At 72.0% G+C, this 20,453-nt stretch carries 21 protein-coding genes; 4 read left to right on the top strand and 17 right to left on the bottom strand.

Annotated elements, in window-relative coordinates; translation table 11 throughout:
- Positions 1-110 precede the first annotated feature (110 nt).
- From B9S58_RS37970 to B9S58_RS15205, 14 genes are all read right to left on the bottom strand, one after another.
- Positions 111-251: a hypothetical protein gene (locus B9S58_RS37970; protein ID WP_181009316.1), complete on the bottom strand. Its 141-nt coding sequence runs from the start codon at positions 249-251 to the stop codon at positions 111-113.
- 642 nt (positions 252-893) lie between these two features.
- On the bottom strand, positions 894-1,487 hold the full coding sequence (locus B9S58_RS15265) for a DUF1772 domain-containing protein (RefSeq protein WP_103532653.1): 594 nt from the start codon (positions 1,485-1,487) through the stop codon (positions 894-896).
- 151 nt (positions 1,488-1,638) lie between these two features.
- On the bottom strand, positions 1,639-2,574 hold the full coding sequence (locus tag B9S58_RS15260; RefSeq protein WP_258044524.1) for an alpha/beta hydrolase: 936 nt from the start codon (positions 2,572-2,574) through the stop codon (positions 1,639-1,641).
- Complete coding sequence (locus B9S58_RS15255; protein ID WP_103532652.1) at positions 2,571-3,413, bottom strand: indole-3-glycerol phosphate synthase; 843 nt, start codon at positions 3,411-3,413, stop codon at positions 2,571-2,573. Before B9S58_RS15255 ends, B9S58_RS15260 begins: the two co-directional genes overlap by 4 nt.
- An 11-nt stretch (positions 3,414-3,424) precedes the next feature.
- Positions 3,425-4,147 (bottom strand): N-(5'-phosphoribosyl)anthranilate isomerase, encoded by a 723-nt coding sequence (locus B9S58_RS15250; protein WP_103532651.1) that lies wholly within the window; start codon positions 4,145-4,147, stop codon positions 3,425-3,427.
- Positions 4,144-5,289, bottom strand: a complete 1,146-nt coding sequence (locus B9S58_RS15245) for an acyl-CoA dehydrogenase family protein (protein ID WP_103532650.1) — start codon at positions 5,287-5,289, stop codon at positions 4,144-4,146. The genes B9S58_RS15250 and B9S58_RS15245 overlap by 4 nt, the downstream gene beginning before the upstream one ends.
- A gap of 179 nt (positions 5,290-5,468) precedes the next feature.
- A complete protein-coding gene (locus tag B9S58_RS15240) occupies positions 5,469-5,843 on the bottom strand; it encodes an ectoine synthase (RefSeq protein ID WP_103532649.1) in 375 nt (124 codons plus the stop codon).
- A complete protein-coding gene (trpA, locus tag B9S58_RS15235) occupies positions 5,806-6,669 on the bottom strand; it encodes a tryptophan synthase subunit alpha (RefSeq protein ID WP_103532648.1) in 864 nt (287 codons plus the stop codon). The genes B9S58_RS15240 and trpA overlap by 38 nt, the downstream gene beginning before the upstream one ends.
- Entirely contained in the window at positions 6,659-7,675 is a 1,017-nt protein-coding gene (locus B9S58_RS15230) for a hypothetical protein (protein ID WP_103532647.1), read from the bottom strand. Before B9S58_RS15230 ends, trpA begins: the two co-directional genes overlap by 11 nt.
- A 3-nt stretch (positions 7,676-7,678) precedes the next feature.
- Positions 7,679-7,942 carry an acyl carrier protein gene (locus tag B9S58_RS15225; RefSeq protein WP_103532646.1) on the bottom strand — a complete coding sequence of 88 codons (264 nt, stop codon included), beginning with the start codon at positions 7,940-7,942 and terminating at the stop codon, positions 7,679-7,681.
- Positions 7,943-8,039: 97 nt separating this feature from the next.
- A complete protein-coding gene (locus tag B9S58_RS15220; RefSeq protein ID WP_103532645.1) occupies positions 8,040-9,542 on the bottom strand; it encodes an AMP-binding protein in 1,503 nt (500 codons plus the stop codon).
- Positions 9,539-10,387 carry a MaoC/PaaZ C-terminal domain-containing protein gene (locus B9S58_RS15215; protein ID WP_103532644.1) on the bottom strand — a complete coding sequence of 283 codons (849 nt, stop codon included), beginning with the start codon at positions 10,385-10,387 and terminating at the stop codon, positions 9,539-9,541. Before B9S58_RS15215 ends, B9S58_RS15220 begins: the two co-directional genes overlap by 4 nt.
- The gene (locus B9S58_RS15210) at positions 10,384-11,643 is read right to left on the bottom strand and encodes a beta-ketoacyl synthase (RefSeq protein ID WP_103532643.1); all 1,260 of its coding nucleotides are present in this window, start codon (positions 11,641-11,643) and stop codon (positions 10,384-10,386) included. Before B9S58_RS15210 ends, B9S58_RS15215 begins: the two co-directional genes overlap by 4 nt.
- Before the next feature lie 90 nt (positions 11,644-11,733).
- A complete protein-coding gene (locus tag B9S58_RS15205) occupies positions 11,734-12,948 on the bottom strand; it encodes an aminotransferase class I/II-fold pyridoxal phosphate-dependent enzyme (protein ID WP_103532642.1) in 1,215 nt (404 codons plus the stop codon).
- Between the two features lie 412 nt (positions 12,949-13,360).
- Between B9S58_RS15205 and B9S58_RS15200 the strand changes: the two genes are divergently transcribed.
- Complete coding sequence (locus B9S58_RS15200) at positions 13,361-14,167, top strand: bacterial transcriptional activator domain-containing protein (RefSeq protein ID WP_103532641.1); 807 nt, start codon at positions 13,361-13,363, stop codon at positions 14,165-14,167.
- 69 nt (positions 14,168-14,236) lie between these two features.
- Here B9S58_RS15200 and B9S58_RS15195 read toward each other — a convergent pair whose 3' ends face one another.
- The 3 genes from B9S58_RS15195 to B9S58_RS15185 are packed head-to-tail and all read right to left on the bottom strand — an operon-like array spanning position 14,237 to position 16,242.
- A complete protein-coding gene (locus tag B9S58_RS15195; protein ID WP_103532640.1) occupies positions 14,237-14,992 on the bottom strand; it encodes an SDR family NAD(P)-dependent oxidoreductase in 756 nt (251 codons plus the stop codon).
- Complete coding sequence (locus B9S58_RS15190) at positions 14,989-15,972, bottom strand: 3-oxoacyl-ACP synthase III family protein (protein ID WP_103532639.1); 984 nt, start codon at positions 15,970-15,972, stop codon at positions 14,989-14,991. Before B9S58_RS15190 ends, B9S58_RS15195 begins: the two co-directional genes overlap by 4 nt.
- A 9-nt stretch (positions 15,973-15,981) precedes the next feature.
- Positions 15,982-16,242, bottom strand: a complete 261-nt coding sequence (locus B9S58_RS15185; protein ID WP_103532638.1) for a hypothetical protein — start codon at positions 16,240-16,242, stop codon at positions 15,982-15,984.
- Positions 16,243-16,446: 204 nt separating this feature from the next.
- Here B9S58_RS15185 and B9S58_RS15180 point away from each other — a divergent pair, with 204 nt between their 5' ends.
- Genes B9S58_RS15180 through B9S58_RS15170 form a run of 3 tightly spaced genes read left to right on the top strand, consistent with a single transcriptional unit; the run spans position 16,447 to position 20,397 of the window.
- Positions 16,447-17,331, top strand: a complete 885-nt coding sequence (locus B9S58_RS15180) for a class I SAM-dependent methyltransferase (RefSeq protein WP_103532637.1) — start codon at positions 16,447-16,449, stop codon at positions 17,329-17,331.
- A 5-nt stretch (positions 17,332-17,336) separates the two neighbouring features.
- On the top strand, positions 17,337-18,848 hold the full coding sequence (locus B9S58_RS15175) for an NAD(P)/FAD-dependent oxidoreductase (RefSeq protein WP_103532636.1): 1,512 nt from the start codon (positions 17,337-17,339) through the stop codon (positions 18,846-18,848).
- A gap of 40 nt (positions 18,849-18,888) precedes the next feature.
- A complete protein-coding gene (locus B9S58_RS15170) occupies positions 18,889-20,397 on the top strand; it encodes an FAD-binding protein (protein WP_258044521.1) in 1,509 nt (502 codons plus the stop codon).
- The last annotated feature ends 56 nt before the right edge of the window (positions 20,398-20,453 follow it).

The raw sequence follows: 20,453 nt of genomic DNA, 5'->3' as shown, positions 1-20,453 counted from the left end.
TTGCCGTCAACAGCCACGCCCACCAGTTCCGCAGCGTCAGCGGCCGGGTCCATCGCGTGCCGGGCGAGCCAGGCGCCCACAGCATCATCCAGGACATCGCCGTCCAGCCGCTACAGCAGACGGCCCAGGGTCGTCGCACGTGGCAGCCCACGCAGCCCGATCCTCTCCCGCACTTCAGGGGCGGCATCGACGGCGAAGCGGGAGATGCCGGCCAGCGTCGTGGCGCCGCCGAGCACCGCGAGCAGACACAAGGCAAGCAGGGCGCCCAGCCGGTACCGCGGCGGCCCCGCACCCGCCGCGGATCGGGCAGGCGGTCCAAGACCTGGGACAGCGAGGCGAGTTCGGGTAGGTCGATGTTCCCGCGGTGGCGCTGCAGGACATCGATCAGGGAGGATGACACGCGAACGCGACCCCTGTTCTTGATCAACGGCTTCGAGAACCTTGATCATCAGAGGTCGCGTTCGTCACGTCCAGACCCGGGCAAGCAGGCCATCAGGGGCCGTCCACGGGCAAGTCACTCGTCTCGCCGCATGAGAACGCACGCGCCCTGTCCCGACGATCCGATGGATCGGCGCCCAGACCGCCGGATCGTCGACAGCACGACTGAGGTCCGTCATCCGGAGCTTCTCCGACCAATGCGACAGCACCAGCGCCTCATCAGCCGTGAGCTCAATCGTGACCTGACTATCGCCCATGCCCACCCCTACGGGGGGACAGGGTGCGTGATCCGCCGGGTCGAGCGTTACGGGGGATGGAGCGCCGAACACGCCAGTCGCCCCCTTCACTCACCGGAAAAGGAAGAAGGCTTCCCTACGCGAACGCAAACATAAGTCTATAAGCGGCGTTTCTCTTCCACGGGCAACGGCCAGCCCGTGAATCCGTTCACGGATTCCTTACTGTCGGAGCTCCACGGGGGAATCAGCCTTCCCATGACGGAGCAGCGCGGCGCACAGAGCACCGAGACTCAGTACGCAGAAAAGAGTCCGGAAGATGTTCGCCGGCACCCAGACCGACTTGAAGTCGTCGATCACCGCATGCAGATTCTGGGCGGACGCGGGGTCGCCGAGCGCCGCGAGGTCCGCGTTGAGGGGAAGGTTGACCGCGACGGTGAGGACGAGTGCCAGCAGGTAGCAGACGGCCGCGACGGTCAGCGGCAGGGCCACCGTGCGGCGCTTGCGGCGGAAGGCCACGGTCGCGGCGGCGACCGTGAGTGCCAGCGCGGCCAGGAAGACCAGGCCGAACAGCGCATTGCCGTCGATCGCCGCGTTGAACCGCTGCATGGCCGCCGCGTACGCGGCGTCGTCCAACTCGGCCAGGCCCGGCATCACGGAGATGTCGTAGGCGAAGAACAGTCCCGCCATCAGCCCTGTGCAGAGCACCGAAGCCACCAGCAACGGCGCGGTGACGCGGTCACGGGCGGGCGGAGTGCCGCCGTGCCGGCCCGGGCCCGCCGAGTAGGGGGCGGCGTGGGGTGGATAGTGGCTCATGTCGCGAGTCCTGTCGGTCGGATGGACCATTCCGGATGGTGGCGTACGGTTCGCGCGGCAGAACGGAGCGTGCACGCGGTGCGCGCGAACATCCCAGCAGGTACAGGGCCCCGAGGTCCATACGCCACACGCTCACGCGCATACGAGTACGTCACCTCGGGCGGTCCGAGGATGCGGCCAGGCACTCCTCCAGGAACGTCAGAGCCCGCGCGTGGTAGAGCGGGGCGGCCCGACCGAGGCTGAGGTTGTGCCCGGCCTCCGGCAGCCGTTCCACGACGGGGCGGCGCGTGCCCGTGAAGCTGGCGGCCACGGCCGCCAGTTCGTCCCGGTCCAGGCACCACCAGCCCTCGTAGGCGCCGAAGGTGAGTCGCACGGGGCAGCGGACGTGGGCGGCGGCGGCCGGGAACCGGGCCGGCCACCGCCCGGTCTCCTCCTCCTCGGCGGCCGGGACCTCGCGGAGCAGGGCGCGGCTGGCGCGGAAGGTGCCGCCCGGATAGAGGCGCAGCGGACCCCAGTTGAGCCCGCCCGCGCCGCCGCCCAAGGTGTCCGGGAAGTGGGCGGCGGCCGGTGCGTAGTGCCAGCCGCAGCCATTGAGGTCGAGCCCGAGCAGGCGGTCGGCTGCCGTCGCCCCGGACCAGGGCTCCCCCGCCAGGTGCAGGGCCGCCTTGCCGCCGTCGGAGTGCCCGAGCAGGAAGAACCCGGCTCCGACGGGGTGCAGTTCGGCGTACTCGGCGAGCGACCGGCGCAGCAGCCGTGCTTGTTCGGCGAGCGGCAGACCGCGCGGGAGGACGGCACGGGAGAGGCCGTATCCGGGCCGTTCCACCGCGAGGACGGTGTGGCCGAGCGCGGTGGCGAGCGCGAGCAGCGAGGTGTGTGGGGCGACCGGCCCGGCGAAATAGCCGGGCGACATCGCCCGGCCGTGGATGGCGACGAGCACGGACCTCGGCGCCCTGGTGGCCGGTTCGGCCCGCCAGGCGCCGAGACGGTGGGGGCCGCTGCCGAGCACGATCTGCTCCACACCCTCGGGGGCGGGGTCTCTCGGGGCGAAGGTCTGCCGGGCTACCGGCCCCGTCGACGCGGTGCTCACGCGGGCACGCCTCCGGCCTCGTCGACGGGACCCGCCGGCTGCTCCGGCCCGGCGGGCGTCAGCGTGCTGGGCGCGGGGACGGGGTGCGGCAGACCTGGGGGCGCTTCGACGGTCGGCGGGACCACGAAGCGCCCGGCCGCCCCGGTGTTCGCGGCCAGCTGCGCGTCGAGCTCGGCCAGCCAGGCCTCCACGCTCGGGGCGCGCAGGAGCGAGGTGCCGATGAGCAGGCCCCGGTAGCCCTCGGCCAGCAGACCGGCAGCGGTGGTGGGGGCGCTCACCGCACTGGCGCTCACGGGGCAGAGCGTGCCCGCGGCGCGTACGGCGGGCAGCAGCGCGCGGCTGCGGTCCAGGTTCCCGGCATCCCGTTCGCGTGCGGTGATGTCCTTGTTGTTGACCGCGACGACGCAGGTCCGCGGGTCCGGCAGACCGATCGCCTCCTCGGCGCGGGTGATCTCCACGAACGGGGTGAGCCCGTGCGCCTGGCACTCGCGGGCCAGGTCGTGCAGGGACTCCCGGGGCAGCAGCGCGGCGGTCAGCAGGACCGCCGAGACGCCCGAGCGGGCGGCGGTGGCGATCTGGTCGCGCCGGGTCACGAAGTCCTTGAGCAGAACCGGGACGTCCACGCGGGCGGTCACTTCGTGCAGCATGGCGGGCGACCCGCCGAACCACCGGCCGGTCACGACGGACACGCACGGGGCCCCGGCCCGCCCGTAGGCAGCGGCGATGTCGCCGGGGGTGCGGCCCCGCAACAGGTCGACGCCGTACGCGTCGCGAGATTTCACTTCCATGATCACGGGGCGCTCCGCGCCGAGGAGCGCGGAGAGGAAGGGCTGCGTCATCGGGTCTTTCCTCACGAGGTGACGGGGTGTTCCCCAGGGAGTGGGGCTGGGGTTGCGGTCCAGGCGCGGTCCAGCACCGCGACCCGGGCGGGGTCGAGCGGACCACCGTCGGCACGGGCGGCGTTGTCGATGTCGACGCCCCGGAACCCGGGGTGTGAGGCGAAGGCGTGGCCGGGGGCGTCGGCCTCGGTGAGGCCGCCCGCGAGGAGGAACGGCAGGGGCAGGGTGGGCAGCAGTGCCTCCAGCGCCTCGGCCGGCACACGGTGGCCGGTGCTGCCGACAGCCCCGCCCCGGGTCGCCGCGTCGACGAGGAACAGATCCGCCCCGGCACGGGCGTACGCCTGGAGGAAGGGCCGCTCCACGCACGCCCCGTCGAGGACGTGCACCGCCTTGACCAGCACCGCGTCGGGCAGGGCCGAGCGCAGGGCGGTGACGGCGGCGGGCGGTTGGTAGGCATGGAGCTGGATCCAGCGCACCCGGGCGGCGCGGGCGGCCGAGGCGATCCGGTCGGCGTCGTGCAGGAACGTGACGAGCACGGGCTCGGCACGGCCCGCGGTGCGGACGGCGTCGGCCAGTTCGGCCAGCTGAGTGCCGGTCAGGTCGCGGGCCCCGTTCTCCACCCCGTACCAGAGGCCGACGAGATCGGCGCGCGCGGCCACGGCGGACGCCTCCTCGGGGGTGGTGGCACCGCACACCTTGAGCAGGCGCGGGTGCGGTCCGGTCGGGGCGCTCATCCGCCCAGCCCCAGGACCGAGGCGACGTGGTTGTACTGGATGTCGTTGGTCCCGGAGTAGAGGGTGCCGGCGACAGCCGCCCGGACCTCCTTCTCCAGGCCGACCTCGGCGAGGTAGCCCGCGCCGCCGAAGACCCGGACCGCGGAGAGGCTGGTGGACAGGGCGGCCTCACTGGCGAGGATCTTGGTGATGGCGAGGTCGGCGGTGACGTCCTCGCCCGCCGCGAGTCGCTCGGCGGTGTCGTAGAGCCACTTGGCGGAGGTCTCGGTGCGGATCTTCATGTCGACCACGCGGTGGGAGACCGCCTGGTAGTCGCCGATGGGATGGCCGAACGCCTTGCGTTCCCTCGCGTGGGCGGCGGTGCGGTCGAGCCGGTGGCGCATCTCACCGAGCTGGACGGTGAAGCCGAAGAGGATCTCGCGCTTCATGACGTGGTCGAGGACGAGCAGTCCGCCGCCCACCCGGCCCAGCACCCGCTCGGCGGGTATCCGGCAGCCGTCGAGGTGCAGGGTGGACAGCGGGGCGGTCCGCAGCCCCATCTTGGCGGTCGATCCGCCGACGGAGAGCCCCGGGGTGTCCCGGTCCACGAGGAAGGCGGTGGTGCCGAGCGGTCCGCCTTCCGGGCGCGTACGCGCGTAGACGACGAATACGTCGGCGATCGGGCCGTTGCTGACGAATGCCTTGCCACCGGTGATGACGTAGTGCGTGCCGTCGCGCTCGGCACGGGTGGTCATCGCCATGGCGTCCGAGCCGCTGTCGGGTTCGGTGATGGCGTGTGCGCCGATCAGCTCGCCCGAGCAGATTCCGGGCAGATAGCGCTCGCGCAGCGCGTCGCTGCCGAAGGCGGTGAGCGGTACACCGGTGCTGGCCATCGAGGTGGTGGCGCAGAAGTTCAGTCCGGACTCCCGGCAGGTCTCGCCGAGGGTCTCCAGGACATGCAGGGTGGTGAGGAGGGGCTGGCCCGCGCCGCCCCATCGCTGGGGGAACGGCAGCCCGAGGACGCCGCTTTCGGCGAGGGACCGCCAGCGGTGCGGTTCGAACGCGGACCGGGCGTCCGCGTCGATGTGTCCTTCGCTCAGGATCTTGCCCCACTGGGCCATGCCAGCGCAGAGCGCCTGCTGATCCGCGTCTCGGTTCCTCATGGCGGAGCCTTCCGTACGGGCCGTGCGGGTGGCCTCGGTCGATGACGGGCTGAGAGGTGACGGCGGTTCTCCGCCGTCGTCAGGTCGGCGGGCGCCCGTGGTTCAGGCGCCCGTCGGGTGAGCGGCCTGGAGCGTGCGTGCCGGGCGTCGCCCGGCAGGCGGCGGTTCGACGACAGGCACTAGTAGGCGGAGGAGACGTTCTCGTCCAGGCTGTGGACCTCGTCGCCGCGGAGCGCCGGGGCGAAGACGCAGACCAGACGCAGGTCCTCGTGGGGCGAGGCGATCAGGAAGTGCGGGTCGTTGTTGTCGAGCGAGTAGAGGACGCCCGGCGTCAGCGGATGACTGGTGCCGTCGAGTTCCACCACCTCGCCGGAGCCCTCGATGCAGTAGCAGGTCTCCAGGTGGTTGCGGTACTCCAGGCGGGACTTGGTCCCGGCCCGTACCGTGGTGTCGGTGACGCTGTAGCCGAGGCCGTCGGCGTCCAGTATGAATCTGCGGCTGAGTCCGTTGCCCCAGTCAACTGTCTTGACGGTCTCGATGTTTCGGATGAGCACGGGTGTCCTCCTTCGGGCGGACGGTAGCGGGACGACCGAGGGCGGCTGCGAAGGAGCGGTAGCCGTCGACCGGGTCGGACCCGGCCTCCAGGCTCCGTTCCAGCGCGGCCACTCCGGCGGAGCCGACGATCGCCGCGTCCGCGCCGCTCAGGGCCACGGAGGCGAGATCCTCAGCGGTGGACACCCCGAAGCCGACGGCTATCGGGGAGGCGGTGAGGTCGCGAAGGGAACCGACGAAGGGCGCGAGGCCGGCGTGTCCGCCCTCGGGCGATCCGGCGCCACTGCGCCCGTAGCGCGCGACCAGGTAGAGGTATCCGGTGGCATGGGCCGCCGCCTCGGCGACCGTGGCCGGTGAGCTGGCCGGGTAGCAGGTGGTGACCTCGGGCAGGCCCGCCGAGCGCAGCGCCTCGTGGTGGGCCGACCGCAGCCGGGGCGGCAGGCCGTGGGCCAGGAGGGCGTCGGCGCCGCTGTCCGCCACGGCGCGGGCGTAGTCGGCGGGCGGGACGGTGCGCAGGCTGTGGCTCCAGTCGGCGAGGACCGCGATCCGCAGCCGCTTCAGCGTCGGTCGTACGGTGGCGACGAAGGCGAGGGTCTCGCGCAGTGCGACACCCCGTGCCAGCGCCCGGTCGGCGGAGCGGCGCACGACGGGCCCGTCGGTGGGCGAGTCGGGGAAGGGGACGGCCAGTTCCAGGCAGTCGACGTCGGACTCGTCCAGCAGCGCGACGAGATCGGTCAGGACGGGCAACGACGGGTCGCCCGCGTTGAGGAAGACCGCCAGGCCCAGCTCCTCGCGGGCGCGGGCCTCGGCGAAGAAGTCAGCGGGCACGGTCCACCCCCGTCAGCCGCTCCAGCAGGTCGATCGCCGCCCCTTCGTCGAGCGCTTCGCCCGCCTCGGCAACCGCCTTGGCCCAGTCGTCGCGATGCCCGGCCGCCATGGCGAGCGCGGCGGCGTTGAGCTGGAGGGTGGCGCGCAGGGAGCCGCCCGCCCGGCCCGCGAGGACGGTACGGAAGTGGCCCGCGGCAGCCTCCCGGGCGACCGGGGCGAGGTCGTCGGGCGCTCCGTCGGCGGGGACGAGGTCGCCCGCTCGAAGCGTCAGCGTGCTGCCGTCGGGAAGGTGGATGGTGTTGTCGCAGATGCTGAGGAGTTCGTCCGCGCCGAGCGGGTTGGTGACCAGCCACGTCGTCGGGGCTCCCGGCCGGGCTGCGACGGCCCGCAGAGCCGGTGGGATCTCATCCCCGCTGACCCCGGTGACCTGGGCGGCCACCGGGACAGCCGCGAGGAAGGGGCCGACGGTGTTGAGGAACCGGCCGAACACCCGCATGGACGTGGGGATGGCCAGCAGAGCGAGCCGGGCCAGCTGCGCGGGGTAGACGAACGGCCCGGTGAAGGCGATGCCGTGGGCGTCGAGTTGGCCGGACGCCTGGTCCAGTGAGGCGGCGAGCGGGACACCCAGCCGGTCCAGGAGATCGATGGAGCCGGTGCGCGCGGTGTGGGCGCGTGAGCCGGACTTGACGACCCGTACCCCGCAGGCGGCGGCGACCAGCGCGGAGGCCGTGGAGAGGTTGACGGTGGGCGGCCCGCCACCGGTGCCCACCACGTTGACGGTGCCGGGCCACGGCGTCGCGGGCCGCGCCGGGCGCCGCCGGTCCAGTGTGTCGAGGAGAGCGAGGAGGCTGTCGGGCTCGGGCAGGGCCGCGGTGAGCGAGGCGAGGAGCGCCAGCGTGTCTCCGTGGTCCAGTGCGCCGTCGGCCAGCGCCTGCCACAGTGCGTCCCACTGGTCCGGGCCGGCCGGTGCGCGCCGGTCGACGATCGGGACGAGGGCCGGGTGCACGGCTCAGCCGCCCGTGGCGGCGGCACTCCGGGAGCGCGCGATGTAGGCGTCGATGGCCTTGACGCTGCGGAAGTTGTCGGGGTCGAGGTCGGTGTCGCCGACCGCGAGCCGGAAGTGGTGCTCGACCCAGGCGATCAGCTTGAGGACGCCGAGGCTGTCGATGGCGCCGTCGGCCAGGAGGTCCAGGTCGTGCGGGAGCTGGGAGGGGGTGAGGTCGGGCAGGAACTCCCGGACGATGTACTCGCTGATCTGTTCGGTGTTGCTCACAGAGTGCTCCTTGGCGGTTTGCTCGTACAGGGTCTTCGGAAGGCTTCGGACCTGCCGAGGGACTGCCGGCGGCCCACGACGGGCGGGCCGGACCGGGTCAGGATGCGGTGGCCGCGGTTGCGGAAGCGGTCACCGTCGCGAGCGCGCGACGGTCCACCTTGCCGGTGCCGGTACGCGGCAGGGGCTCACGTACGGGGGTGAGGAGACCCGGTACCCAGCCGCGGGCCAGCCGGGCGGTGCAGTGCCGTTTGAGGTCGAGGCTGGTGGCGGTGGAAGCGTGGTCCAGCCGGACGACCGCGACCAGGCGGCGGCCCTCGACCGGGTCGGGGACCGTGGTCACCCCGGCCTCCAGCACGTCGGGGTGTTCCAGCAGCACCTGTTCGACCTCACCGGTGTTGACGGCGACGCCCCGGATCTTCACCTGGTGGTCGAGTCGGCCGACGAGCCGGAGGGTGCCGTCGACGTCCCTCTCGACCAGGTCCCCGGTGCGGAACCACCGGGTGCCCGTGCCGCCGTCCGCCGCCGGGTCCAGGACGAACTTCTCGGCGGCCCGGCGCGGATCGGCGTACCCGGTGCTCTGGAAGGGCGTGGCGACCTCCAGTTCGCCGCGGCCGGGCCCGGTCAGCAGCCGGCCGTCGGAGTCCCGCAGCCGGATGCGTACGCCCGGGAGGGGGCGGCCCAACGGCATCGGGACGGAGGACGGCAGGCGCCGGTCGACCTCGTGGATCAGGCTGTCGTTGGTCTCGGTGCAGCCGTAGATGTTGTGCAGCCGGGCGCCGGGGACGAGTTCCGCGAGATCGGCGAGCACCTGCTCGGGCAGCACGTCGCCGGTGAACGCCGCGTGCCGGACGGCCTCCAGCGGGTCGCCGTCCTCCGCGCGGGCCTGGGCGCAGACCAGGGCGTGGAAAAGGGGGACGGCCTGGACCACCTCGACGCGGTGGGTGCGCATCAGGCGGAGCAGCCTGGAGCCGCTGGCCGCCGTCGAGGCGTCCACCAGCACCACCTGACCGCCGTGGGCGAGGGTGGTCCAGACGTCGAGCAGGCAGAGGTCGAAGTTGAGCGGGGCGTAGTTGAGGACGGGGGTGGACTCGGTGATGCCGAAGGCGTCGGCGGCCCAGCCGGTGAAGGCGTCCACCGCCTTGTGCGGCAGGGGGACGGCCTTGGGGATGCCGGTGGAGCCGGAGGTGGTGAGAACCACGGCGGTGCCCGGCGGCACCGCTCCCGCACGGTACTCGCCACCGTGCGGGACCGCCGCCGTGACGGTCGGCCCGGCGAGCGCGTACCGGCAGCCCGACTCCGCCATCACCGCCGCGAGGTGGTCGGACGGCAGAGTGGGCGAGGGCAGCAGCACGGGGCGTCCCGAGGCCAGGCAGGCGAGGATGGTGGCGACGGTGCCGGGCGACTTGTCGTCGAGCACGGCGAGCGTGGCGCCGACAGGCACGTGCTCGGCGAGCCGCGCGCGGGCGGCGTCGGTCGCGTCGGCCAGTTCCCGGTAGCTGGTGGGGGCTCCGTTCCACCACAGGGCTGGGGCGTCCGGGGTCTTCTCGGCCCAGCGGAGTACGGCGTCGGCGGTCCCGCCGTACCGCTCGGCACCGGTCATCGGCCGGCTCCCGTCGCGGGGCCCAGCCGGAGCCGGCCGCTCTTGACCGCGGCGGCGCCCCGGGAGCGCACGGTGAACGCGACGGTGTCCCCGGCGGCGGAGGGGGTGAGGTCGAGGGTGGTTCCCTCGCCGGGCAGGACCGGGCGGGCGAAGCGCGCGCCGACGGCCAGGACCCGGTCGACATCCCCGTCCGCGTAGCGTTCGGCGGCCTCCTCCACGGCGAGCGAGACCAGACTCATGCCGTGCGCGATGACGTCCGCGAAACCGGCTCGCCGGGCGGCCCGCGGATCGAGGTGGACCGGGTTGAGGTCTCCGGCGGCGTGGCCGTAGTCGGCGATCCACTCCCGGTCGATTCCGAGTTCGCGGCTGACCGTGGCGCCGGGCGCCTCCTGGCGGGGCACGGCCGTGGGGACGAGCGTGCCGCGAGGTTCGGCGGCCCGGATGCCGACGAGCAGGATGTGGGCGGTGAGCCGGGCCTGTTCGGCGCCGGTCGTCCGGTCGGTGAGCGTGGTGGTCAGGACGAGCCGGGTGCCCTTGGGTTCGGCGCGTACGGCGTCCAGTCCGGCGGACGCGTCGAGCGGGGCCCCGGCGCGCGCCGGGTGGTGCAGCTCGATCTCCTGGGCGAGGTGCACCAGGGAGTACGGGCCGTGCCCGGCGGCGAGATCGGCGACGGTGCGTTCGGCGAGGGGGTGGGTGAGGACGAAGGCGGCGAGGGGGCCCGTCCCGGCCCGGTCGGACGCCGGGCGGCCGAGCGCCCGGCGGGTGACGGTGCGGTAGCGGCGGGCGGCGCCGGCGTCGAGGAGCGGTGCGGACGGGTCGAGTGCGGATCCGGGCAGGGTCGTCATGCGGGGGTCACCACCAGGCTGCTGTTGTGGCCGCCGAAGCCGAAGGAGTTGGTCAGCGCGGGGCCGGTGGGGACAGGCCGCGGGGTGCCGTGGACCACGTCGATCTCCATCTCGGGTTCCGTTCGTGTGTGGTTGGCGGTGGGCGGCACCGCGCCGGCGTTCATCGTCAGCACGGCGACCACGAGTTCGACGGCTCCGGCCGCTCCGATGAGGTGGCCGAGCACGCCTTTGCTGGCGGTGACCGGGGGGCCGTGGGGCCCGAACACCTTGGTCAGGGCGGTGGCTTCGGCACGGTCGTTGTGCACGGTGGCGGTGCCGTGGGCGTTGACATGGGCGATGTCCGACGGTGTCAGCCCGGCGTCGGCGAGCGCGCCGGACATGGCCTCGGCGGCGAACGCCCCGTCGGGGTGCGGGGCCGAGAGGTGGTGGGCGTCGGAGGTCGCGGCGTATCCGGCGACCAGGCCGTGCACCCGGCCGCCCCGGGCCCGTACGTCCGCCGCCCGTTCCAGCACCACGAAGGCGGCGCCCTCGCCCATCACGAACCCGTCCCGGCTCTCGTCGAAGGGCCGGCACGCGGTGGCGGCCTCGGTACGGGTGGAGGCGGCGTTGAGGTTGCCGAACCCGGCGAGGGTGATGGGGGTGAGGGTCGCCTCGCAGCCTCCCGCGATCACCACGTCGGCGCGGTGGTCGCGGAGCATGGCCGCGCCGATCCCGATGGCGTCGGCTCCGCTGGCGCAGGTGGTGCTGACGGTGAGCGCCGGTCCGTGCCAGCCCAGTTGGAGGGCGATCTGGGCGGCGGCCGCGTTCGGCATCGTCATCAGGGGCATCATCGGGCGCACCCCGCCGGGGCCTCTCGCCGCGAAGTTGACGGACTCGGCGTCGCTGGTGGTGCGACCGCCGACGGCGTTGCCGACGACGATGGCGCAGCGGGCGGCGGGCGCCTGCGGCAGCCCGGCGTCGGCGTGGGCGGCCAGCGCGGCGGCGAGCCCGTAGCGGGCGAAGGGATCGAGCCGCCGGGCGGCCTTGCTCGCCAGTGCCTCCTGCCAGGGCAGGCCGTGGCCGGTGAGCTCCGGCACCCGGCAGCCGATGCGGATGCGGTGGTCGGCGGTGTCGAAGTGGGTGAGGTCGACCGCGAGGGAGCGGCCTGCCGAGACCGCGTTCCACAGGTGGTCGGTGGTGAGTCCGGCCGGGGTGACGGTGCCGATCCCGCTGATGGCGACGTCCGGCCGGGCGGAGCGTTCCGCCTCGTTGCGCATTCTCCTGTGCTTCCTTCCCGTTCCGGTGACCGGCCGTCGGCCGTGGACACGGTGGGCCGCGAGCGCGTGGGTGCGCCGGCGGCGGGGAGGTCAGCCCGCCAGCAGGCCGCACTGCCCCGCGGCCTTGAGGAAGGCCTCGGCGGCGAGTTCCACGTCCGCGTCCGTGTGCCGTGCGGTGACGGCGATCCGCAGCCGGGCCAGGTCACGCGGTACGGCGGGGGTGACCACGGGCAGCCCGACCACGCCCAGGCGGCGTGCGGTGGTGGCCAGGTCGTAGGCCGACTCGTCACTGCCCGCGATGAGCGGGACGACGGCGGTCTCGCTGTCGCCGGTCCGCATGCCGCCCGCGGTCACCAGCTCCCGGAACCGGGCGCCGATCCGCTGGACGTGGGCGACGCGCTCCGGTTCGGCGCGCAGCACGCGCAGCGCCTCCAGGGCGGCACCCGCCGAGGCGGGTGCGAGGGCCGCGGAGAAGAGGAACGGCCGTGCGGCGTATCGGAGATGGCCGATGAGCTCGGCCGGACCGGCGACCCAGCCGCCCATGGAGGGGATGGCCTTGGACAGGGTGCCGAGCTTCACGTCCACCCGCACCTGCCGGTCGAAGTGCTCCTCCACCCCCAGACCGGTGCGACCGATGACGCCGAGGGCGTGGGCCTCGTCGGTCATCAGCAACGCCTCGTGGGCGTCGCAGACCTCGCGGAGTCGGGGCAGTGGCGCGATGTCGCCGTCCATGGAGTAGACGCTGTCGACGATGACCAGGCGGACTCCGCCGGGGGCGGCGGCCTCCATGCGGCGGGCCAGGTGGTCGGTGTCGTTGTGCCGGAAGCGGACCACGGTGGCGCCGCTGAGGCGGCAGCCGTCGACGATGCTGGCGTGGGCGTACTTGTCGACGTAGACGGTGTCGCCGGGACCGACCAGGGCACCGATCGTCCCGACGTTGGCCGCGTAGCCGGAGCCGAAGACGATGGCCCGTTCCCGCTCGGCGACGGCGGCGACCTCGGCCTCCAGCTCCTCGTGCAGGGGGATGGAGCCGGCGAGGGCCCGCACTCCGTGGTTGCCGGTGCCGTAGCGGTCTGCGGCGGCCCGGGCCGCCGCCACCACCCGCTCGTCACCGGAGAGGCCGAGGTAGCTGTAGCCGGACATCATCAGCAGCCGTCGGCCGTCGAGGTCGACGTAGGCCGTGTCCCGCTCGGCGGTGTAGGGGACGAAGCTGTTGCGGCGCTCGGACTCCCACTCCAGGGAGTCCACGCGGCGCCGCGTCGCTTCCAGTTTGTGCGCGACTCTCCCCCACGCTGCGGATGCCATCGGCCGTCCTCTCATTCGTGACTGCCATTGCACACGGGTGCAACGAATCTGATGCGCCTCGAATTCAACGGCCTTCTCGCAATCGAGACGCAACACGGGAGCAAGATCAAACAGTCACCAATCTTTTGGCATGTGCCAGAGCCCCCGATTCACCGTTCGTTAACGTTTGCAACTTTACCGTGCGGTTGACACACACCCCTTTTGAACGAGAATGCTGTTTACTCAGCTGTGGAGAAGATTTGACCAAGCCCGTTCCGGCCCACCGCAGACCTCGCACGGGATCCTCACGTCCGCTCGGTCCAGAGTCGCGCCCCGGGCCCTGCGCACGGAACCGCACGCACGCCAGAAAGTCGACTTCCGTCATCCATGTCGCCGAGGAAGTCGCCTCAACCATTTCTTGGGGGGATCGACCGTGCTCATCAGGCTTGTCGGCCTTGTCTCCATCGAACATGAATCCGAAGCCCCACGGGTCCTGGCCAGCCATCAGGCGCAGATCGCCCTGGCCCGGCTCTGCCTGGAGCGTCCTTCCGGCACAGGCCGGGAGCAACTCGCCGACACCATATGGCCCGATGGCCTGCCCACCACCTGGGCCTCGGCGTTACGCAGTGTCGTCAGCCGCCTTCGGCCTCTCCTCTCGGAGCAGGAGAACGCCGAGCCGGCGGTGATCGCATGCGGCGGGCGCTACCTGCTCCAGCTGCCGGAGTACGCCCAGGTGGATGTGGAGCGCGCGGAGCAGGCCGCCTTCACCGCCGCCGTCGCCCACCGTGAGGGCGACCACAGCACCGCGCAGCGGCTCGCCACCACCGCCGTGTCCCTGCTGCGCGGGCCGTTCCTCGCTTCCCACGAGAGCGAGTGGGTGGAGTCCGTCCGGCGCCACCTCAAGGAGTTGCGGGTCTCGGCCCTGGAGACCGCGAGCAGTTCCTCGTCCGCGCTCGGCGACACCCACCACGCCCTGCGGTACGCGGAGGAGGCGGTGCGTCAGGCGCCGTTCCGGGAGAGCGCCTACCGCTGCCAGATGACCGCTCACCGCCTGGCCGGGAACAGAGCCGAGGCCCTGCGGATATACCAGCAGTTGCGCGTCGTCCTCGCCGAGGAGCTGGGCTGCGATCCGAGCCCCGAGAGCGAGGCCGCCTACCTGGGCCTGCTGGAACGGACCCGGCTCCCGGTGTCTCCCGCCCGGGCGGAGCGGGAGGCCTTGTCAACACACCGGCTGAACTGAACCCGGAACGGCATCGGGGAGGAACGCGGTCCGCGTTCCTCCCCGATGCCGTTCCGCCGCGGTGCCGGCTCACATGATCGAGACCCCGCTGTCGATGCTGACCACCTGTCCGGTCATGCAGTCCTGGTCGAGGAAGAGGGAGACGCTGCGGGCGACCTCCTCGACCGTGACGAACCGCGGGACCGGCGCCTTGCGCGCCATGTCCGACACGATGCTCTCCGGCAGCTGATCGGTCATGCCGGTGATCATGAACCCGGGTGACAGGGCATTCACCGTGACCCCGCGCCGGCCGCACTCCGCCGCCAGCGCACGGGTCATCCCCATGACACCCGCCTTGGAGGCGGAGTACGCGGTCTGCCCCGCCGTGGCGATGAATCCCGACGGCGAGACCACGTTGACGATCCGGCCCCAGCGCCGCCGCAGCATGTACGGCAGCGCCACCCTGCTGGTGTGGAACGATCCCAGCAGGTTGGTACGGATGACCTCGTGCCAGTCGTCCGGGGACTGCATCGCCATCAGGGCGTCCTTGCGGACGGCTCCGTTGTTGACCACCACGTCGATGGGGCCGAGCGCCTCCTCGACCTCTCGGTGGAGCCGCTGGGTCTCCTCCCACGACCCGACGTCCGCGCCGACGACGACCGAGTCGTTCGTCAGCTTCTCGCTCACCGCCCGGGCCTGGTCGGCCGAGCTGCGGTAGTGGACGGCCACCCGGCAGCCCAGCGCGTCCAGTTCGACCGCCAGCGCCTGCCCGAGGCCGCCCGAGGCGCCGGTGACCAGAGCCACCGGCGCCTCGGGCCGCTTGCCCGCTTCCTTTCCTCCGCTCACGCGGCGCCTCCCCAGCGCATCAGGACCGAACCCCAGGTCATGCCCGCCCCGAACCCGGCGAGCAGCACCAGCTCCCCGGCCTTGATCCGATCCGCGTCCAGCGCCTCGGTGAGCGCCAGCGGGATGGAGGCCGACGCGGTGTTGCCGTACCGGTCCAGATTGGTGATCAGGGCCTCCGGGCGCAGACCCGAGTGCTGCATCACGGAGTTGATGATGCGGATGTTCGCCTGGTGCGGGATGACGTGGTCCACCTCCGTCGGAGAGATCTTGGCGCTCTCCAGCGTCTCGCGCACCGTCCGCACCGTGTAGCGGACGGCGTTGAGGTAGATCTCGTTGCCCTTGATCTGGGCGAAATGGAGCCCCCGCGCGACCGTTTCCGGTGTCGTGGGCATCCGACTTCCGCCCGCCTGGACCTTGAGTGCATCTGCACATGATCCGTCCGCGCCCAGGTTCCAGGCCAGAACGGGATCTTCCGGACCCGGTACGAGCACCACCGCGGCCGCGCCGTCGCCGACGAGGATGGAGAGGTCCCGGTCGGCGGGATCGGCGGTCAGGGTGTGGGTGTCCGAGCCGACGAGGAGGATCGGGCGGCGGTCCATGCGCAGGATGCCCATGGCCGCGACCAGTCCGTAGACGAAGCCCGCGCACTCGGAGTTGACGTCCATCGCCCCGCCGCCGATGCCCAGTTCGTGGTGGACGAAGGCGGATGTGGCGGGGGACGGCTGCTCGGGGGTGGCCGTTGCCACGATCAGATGGGCGATGTCGGCACCGGTCAGTCCCGCCTTGGCGAGTGCGGCGCGGCCCGCGTCGATGGCCAGGGACGCGGTGGTCTGCCCCGGGTCCACCGCCCGCCGCTCACGGATGCCGCAACGGCTGACGACCCAGTGCTCGTCGACCCCGAAGCGTTCGGCCAGTTCGGTGCTGGTGATGACCCGCTCGGGCAGGGCCTTGCCCCACCCGGCGACGGCGAATCCACTCATGGGCCCGCCTCAGGCCTCGGCCGGCTGCGGCGCCAGGTCGACCAGTTTCGCGTACACGTCCCGCATGGTCGTGCTGTCGTCCAGGTCCGCGAAGAGGGACTCGTCGGCGGGGACGTCCGGGTGCTCGTTCTGGAAGTTGTAGAGCCACTCCATCAGGTCAAGCGAGTCCACACCCGGGATGTGCCGGATCGGCGCGTCGGGCGTCACTTCGGTGGCTCCGGAGACGGCGGCGAGCTGCTCCGAGAGAACCTCGACAGTCGGCAGTGCCATGATTGTTCCTCTCTCAACGCGACGTACGGTCGTGTCGGCATGCAAGCCGCTCCTCGCAACCGGGCCGCAACAGGGCGGTCACACGCCGCTGTTGCGGACGGATTGCACAGGTCCGCTTGGCTCCCTCTGAGCACGGTTCAGGACCGGACAGCCGTACGACGCGCTCTGCGCCCGGTCGGCAGAAGCTGCGAGGAGAGGACGAGGATGGCGACGATCGCCTCCCACACCGCGGAGCCGGAGGTGGACGCAGTCCGCCACCACTACGAGGTGGGAAACGAGTTCTACCGTCTGCTGCTGGGTCCCAGCATGATGTACAGCGGCGGCTACTGGCAGGAGGGCGAGGGCCTCACCGAGGCACTCGACATCGCACAGGAACGCAAGCTCGACGCGTTCGCCGAGCTCGCGGAAGCGGCGGGCAAGGGCCGGGTGCTGGACATCGGCTGCGGCTGGGGCACCCTGATGGACCGGCTGACGCGGAAGCACGGCGTACGCGAGGCGGTCGGCCTGACGCTGAGCCGCACCCAGGCCGAGTTCATCGCGGGCCTGGACAACCCGGCCCTCACCACCCGGGTGCAGAGCTGGTCGGAGCACAGCGACCCGGGGGCCTACGACGCCGCGTTCTGTGTCAACGCACTGGAGCACTTCGTCCCCTCCAGCCTGTCGCCGAAGGAGCGCACCCAGCGCTACCGGTTCTTCTTCCGGCAGGTGCACGAAGCGCTGGTGTCGGACGGCCGGTTCGTCCTGCACACGATGACCGCCGAGGCCCAGCCGATCGGCCGGAAGATCCTGGCGGACCTGAAGTTCCTCCAGCGTTCCGAGTTCGCCGGGATGCACATCCCGCACCTGCACGAGCTGACGGCCGCCGCCGAGGGCCTGTTCGAGGTGGTGGAACTGGTCAACGAGCGTGAGGCGTTCGCCCGGGCGTGCCGCGCCTGGCTGGTGCTGCTCGCCGAGCGGCGCGAGGAGGCTGTGGCGCTGGAGAGCGAGGAGGTGGTGGCCCGCTTCGAGCGCTACCTGGACATCTTCGCGTACACGCTGGAGGACCGCTTCTTCAACAACTTCCGGCTGACGCTCGCCCGCAAGGGGTGACCGGGATGGCTCAGGCACCCCTGGACCCGGCCCGCGATCTGCGGGTGGCGGTGATCGGCAGCGGATTCTCCGGGCTCGGCACCGCTATCCGGCTCATGCAGCAGGGCATCGACGACTTCCTGGTCTTCGAGAGGGCCGACGAGGTCGGCGGCACCTGGCGCGACAACACCTACCCGGGCTGCGCCTGTGACGTGATGTCGCACCTGTACTCCTTCTCGTTCGCACCGAACCCGAACTGGAAGAGCACCTTCGGCAAGCAGGGGGAGCTCTTCGGCTATCTGCGCGACTGCGCCGACCGGTTCGGGGTGCGCTCACGCATCCGCTTCCGACACGAACTGACCGAGGCGCGCTGGGACGACCTGCGCAAGCGGTGGCTGATCTCCACCACGGGCGGCGACTACACCGCCCGGGTCCTGGTCACCGGCACCGGCTACCTCAGCGAGCCGGCCATCCCCGACATCCCCGGTCTCTCCGAGTTCCGGGGCGAGGTCTTCCACTCCTCGCGGTGGCGCCACGACCTGGACCTCACCGGCCGCCGGGTCGCCGTCGTCGGCACCGGGGCGTCCGCCATCCAGTTCGTCCCCGCCATCCAGCCGGAGGTCGGGCAGCTCGACCTCTACCAGCGCACCCCGCCCTGGATCGGCCCGAAGAACGACAAGGCCAACAGCGCCCTCCAGACAAAGCTGCTGACCTCCGTCCCCGGCTACCAGCGCTTCCGCCGGAACTTCAACATGTGGGGCCGGGAGATCCTGGCGTTCGTGATGGCGCGCCCGGCCGTCGCCGGGAAGATGCAGAAGATGGCCTCCGACCACCTCAAGAAGAGCGTGCCGGACGAAGCGCTCCGGGCCCGGCTCACCCCGGACTACGTGATGGCCTGCAAACGGCTGCTCTTCTCGAACACGTACTATCCCGCGATCCAGCAGCCCAACGTCGAGCTGGTCACCGACGACATCTCCAAGGTCACCGCGGACGCGGTGGTCACGGCCGACGGCCGGGAGCGCCCGGTGGACACGATCGTGCTCGGAACCGGATTCGAGGCGGTACGCCGCCCGATCGCGGAACGCGTCCTCGGCCGGGACGGCACCAGCCTCAAGGACGCCTGGGGCGAGGGCATGAGCGCGCTGCGCGGCACGGGCGTCGCCGGGTTCCCGAATCTGTTCATGCTCCTCGGACCGAACACCACCCTGGGCCACTCCTCCCAGGTGATCATGATCGAGGCGCAGATCGCCTACCTCCTCGACGCCCTGCGAACGATGGACAAGCGTGGTCTGGCCAGCGTGGAGGCGCTGCCCGAGGCCCAGCGCGCCTACAACCAGAAGCTCGACCAGCGGCTGGACGGCACCGTGTGGAACGCCGGCAACTGCCGCAGCTGGTATCTCGACGAGCACGGCCGCAACCCGTCCATCTGGCCGACCTACACCTGGCGCTTCCGGCGGGCCACCAGCCGGTTCGACCCCGCGGAGCACCGGCTGAGTACCAGCGAGGACCTGCGGGCGACCGTGCCCACCGCTTCCTGAACGCCGCACGCGTGACCGACGAGACATGGAGTCCCTCCCCGTGAACCTGCACAACCCTTCCCGAAGAGCAGTGCTCGGCACCGTCGGCGCCGCCGCCACGGTGATCGGCTGGAACGCCACCGCCGGCAGCTGGGCCTGGGCCGCCGACCCGGCTCGCCGACCCGGCGACCGCATCGTGTCCGTACCGCAGCTGGACGGCACACTCACCACGGACACCAGCCAGTTCGGCTCCTACAGCCACGACTTCGGGCGGCTGGTCAACGGCACCGTGCCCTGGGCGGTCCTCACGCCGGGCTCGGTCCAGGACATCGCCAGGATGATCCGCTACGCGCGGTCCAACCGGCTGAAGCTGGCGGTCAACGGCCGCAGCGGCACCGGCGGCGACCTGGAGTCCCACTCCTGCTACGGCCAGGCCGCCGTGCCCGGCGGCATCTCGGTCGACGCCCGCGGCATGGCGCGCATCCTCTCCACCGGCGGCGACTCCATCACCGTGGAGGCGGGGGCGACCTGGGCGGAGATCACCGACCACCTGCTGCCCCGCGGCCGCACCCTGCCCGCCCTGCCGGACTACCTGCCGCTCTCGGTGGGCGGGACGCTCAGTGTCGGGGGCATCGGCCTGACCATGGGCTCCGAGGGTCTCATCGCGGACACCGTGACCTCGATGACCGTGGTGACCGGCACCGGTGAGGTCGTCACCACCTCGAGGACCCGGCGCTCCGACCTGTTCCACACCGCGCTGGCCGGGGGCGGTCAGGTCGGCGTCATCGTCAAGGTGACGCTGCGGACCGTGCCGGCCGCCGAGCGGGCCACCGTCTTCAGCCTGTTCTACAGCGACGTCACGGCCTTCATGAAGGACTCGGAGATCCTGCTCGCCGACCACCGCTTCCAGATGCAGGGCGGCGAGATGGTCCGCAAGCCGGACGACTCCGGCTGGCGCTACAAGATCGAGGCGGTCGCCACGTACTCCGGCGGTCACGTCCCCGACCGGGCGAGGCTGCTGTCGGGCCTGGAGGACCTGCGCGCCGAGGCGCACATCGAGGACTACGCGCTGCGCGACTACCTCTTCCGGCTGGACGGCTACGAGGCCTTCCTCAAGGAGGCCGGGCACTGGTTCGAGGCCAAGCCGTGGCTGAGCCTCTTCCTGCCGCGCCGCTCGGCCGCACGCTTCCTGCGCCTGGTGGAGAGCCAGCTCACCACGGAGAGTCTGGGCGCCGGGGTGCTGCTCACCTACCCGTACCCGACGTCCAAGATCACCGCGCCCATGGCGGTCCAGCCGAGGGACAGGACCGGATACCTCTTCGACCTGCTGCGCTTCCCGAATCCGGGGACCAGCGACGCCGAGGTCGCACGGATGGTCCAGCAGAACCGCTGGCTGTACGACCGTGCCGTGGAACTCGGCGCCAAGCGCTACCTCGTCGGGGCGGTGCCGGACCTGACCGCCTCGGACTGGCGGCGCCACTTCGGCAGGAGCTACGGGGCGCTGTGCCACGCCAAGCGCCGCTTCGACCCCGGCAACGTCCTCACCCCCGGTCAGGGCTTCTTCGGCTGACCGAGCAGGGCCCCGGGCCGCTCCCGCGGGAGCGGCCCTTCCCGTTCACCCCGCAG

It is taken from the genome of Streptomyces sp. SM11 (assembly GCF_002910905.1).
Lineage (GTDB): Bacteria > Actinomycetota > Actinomycetes > Streptomycetales > Streptomycetaceae > Streptomyces.
Note: the sequence above shows the minus strand (reverse complement) of the source record. Positions and strands in the feature narration are given on the sequence as shown.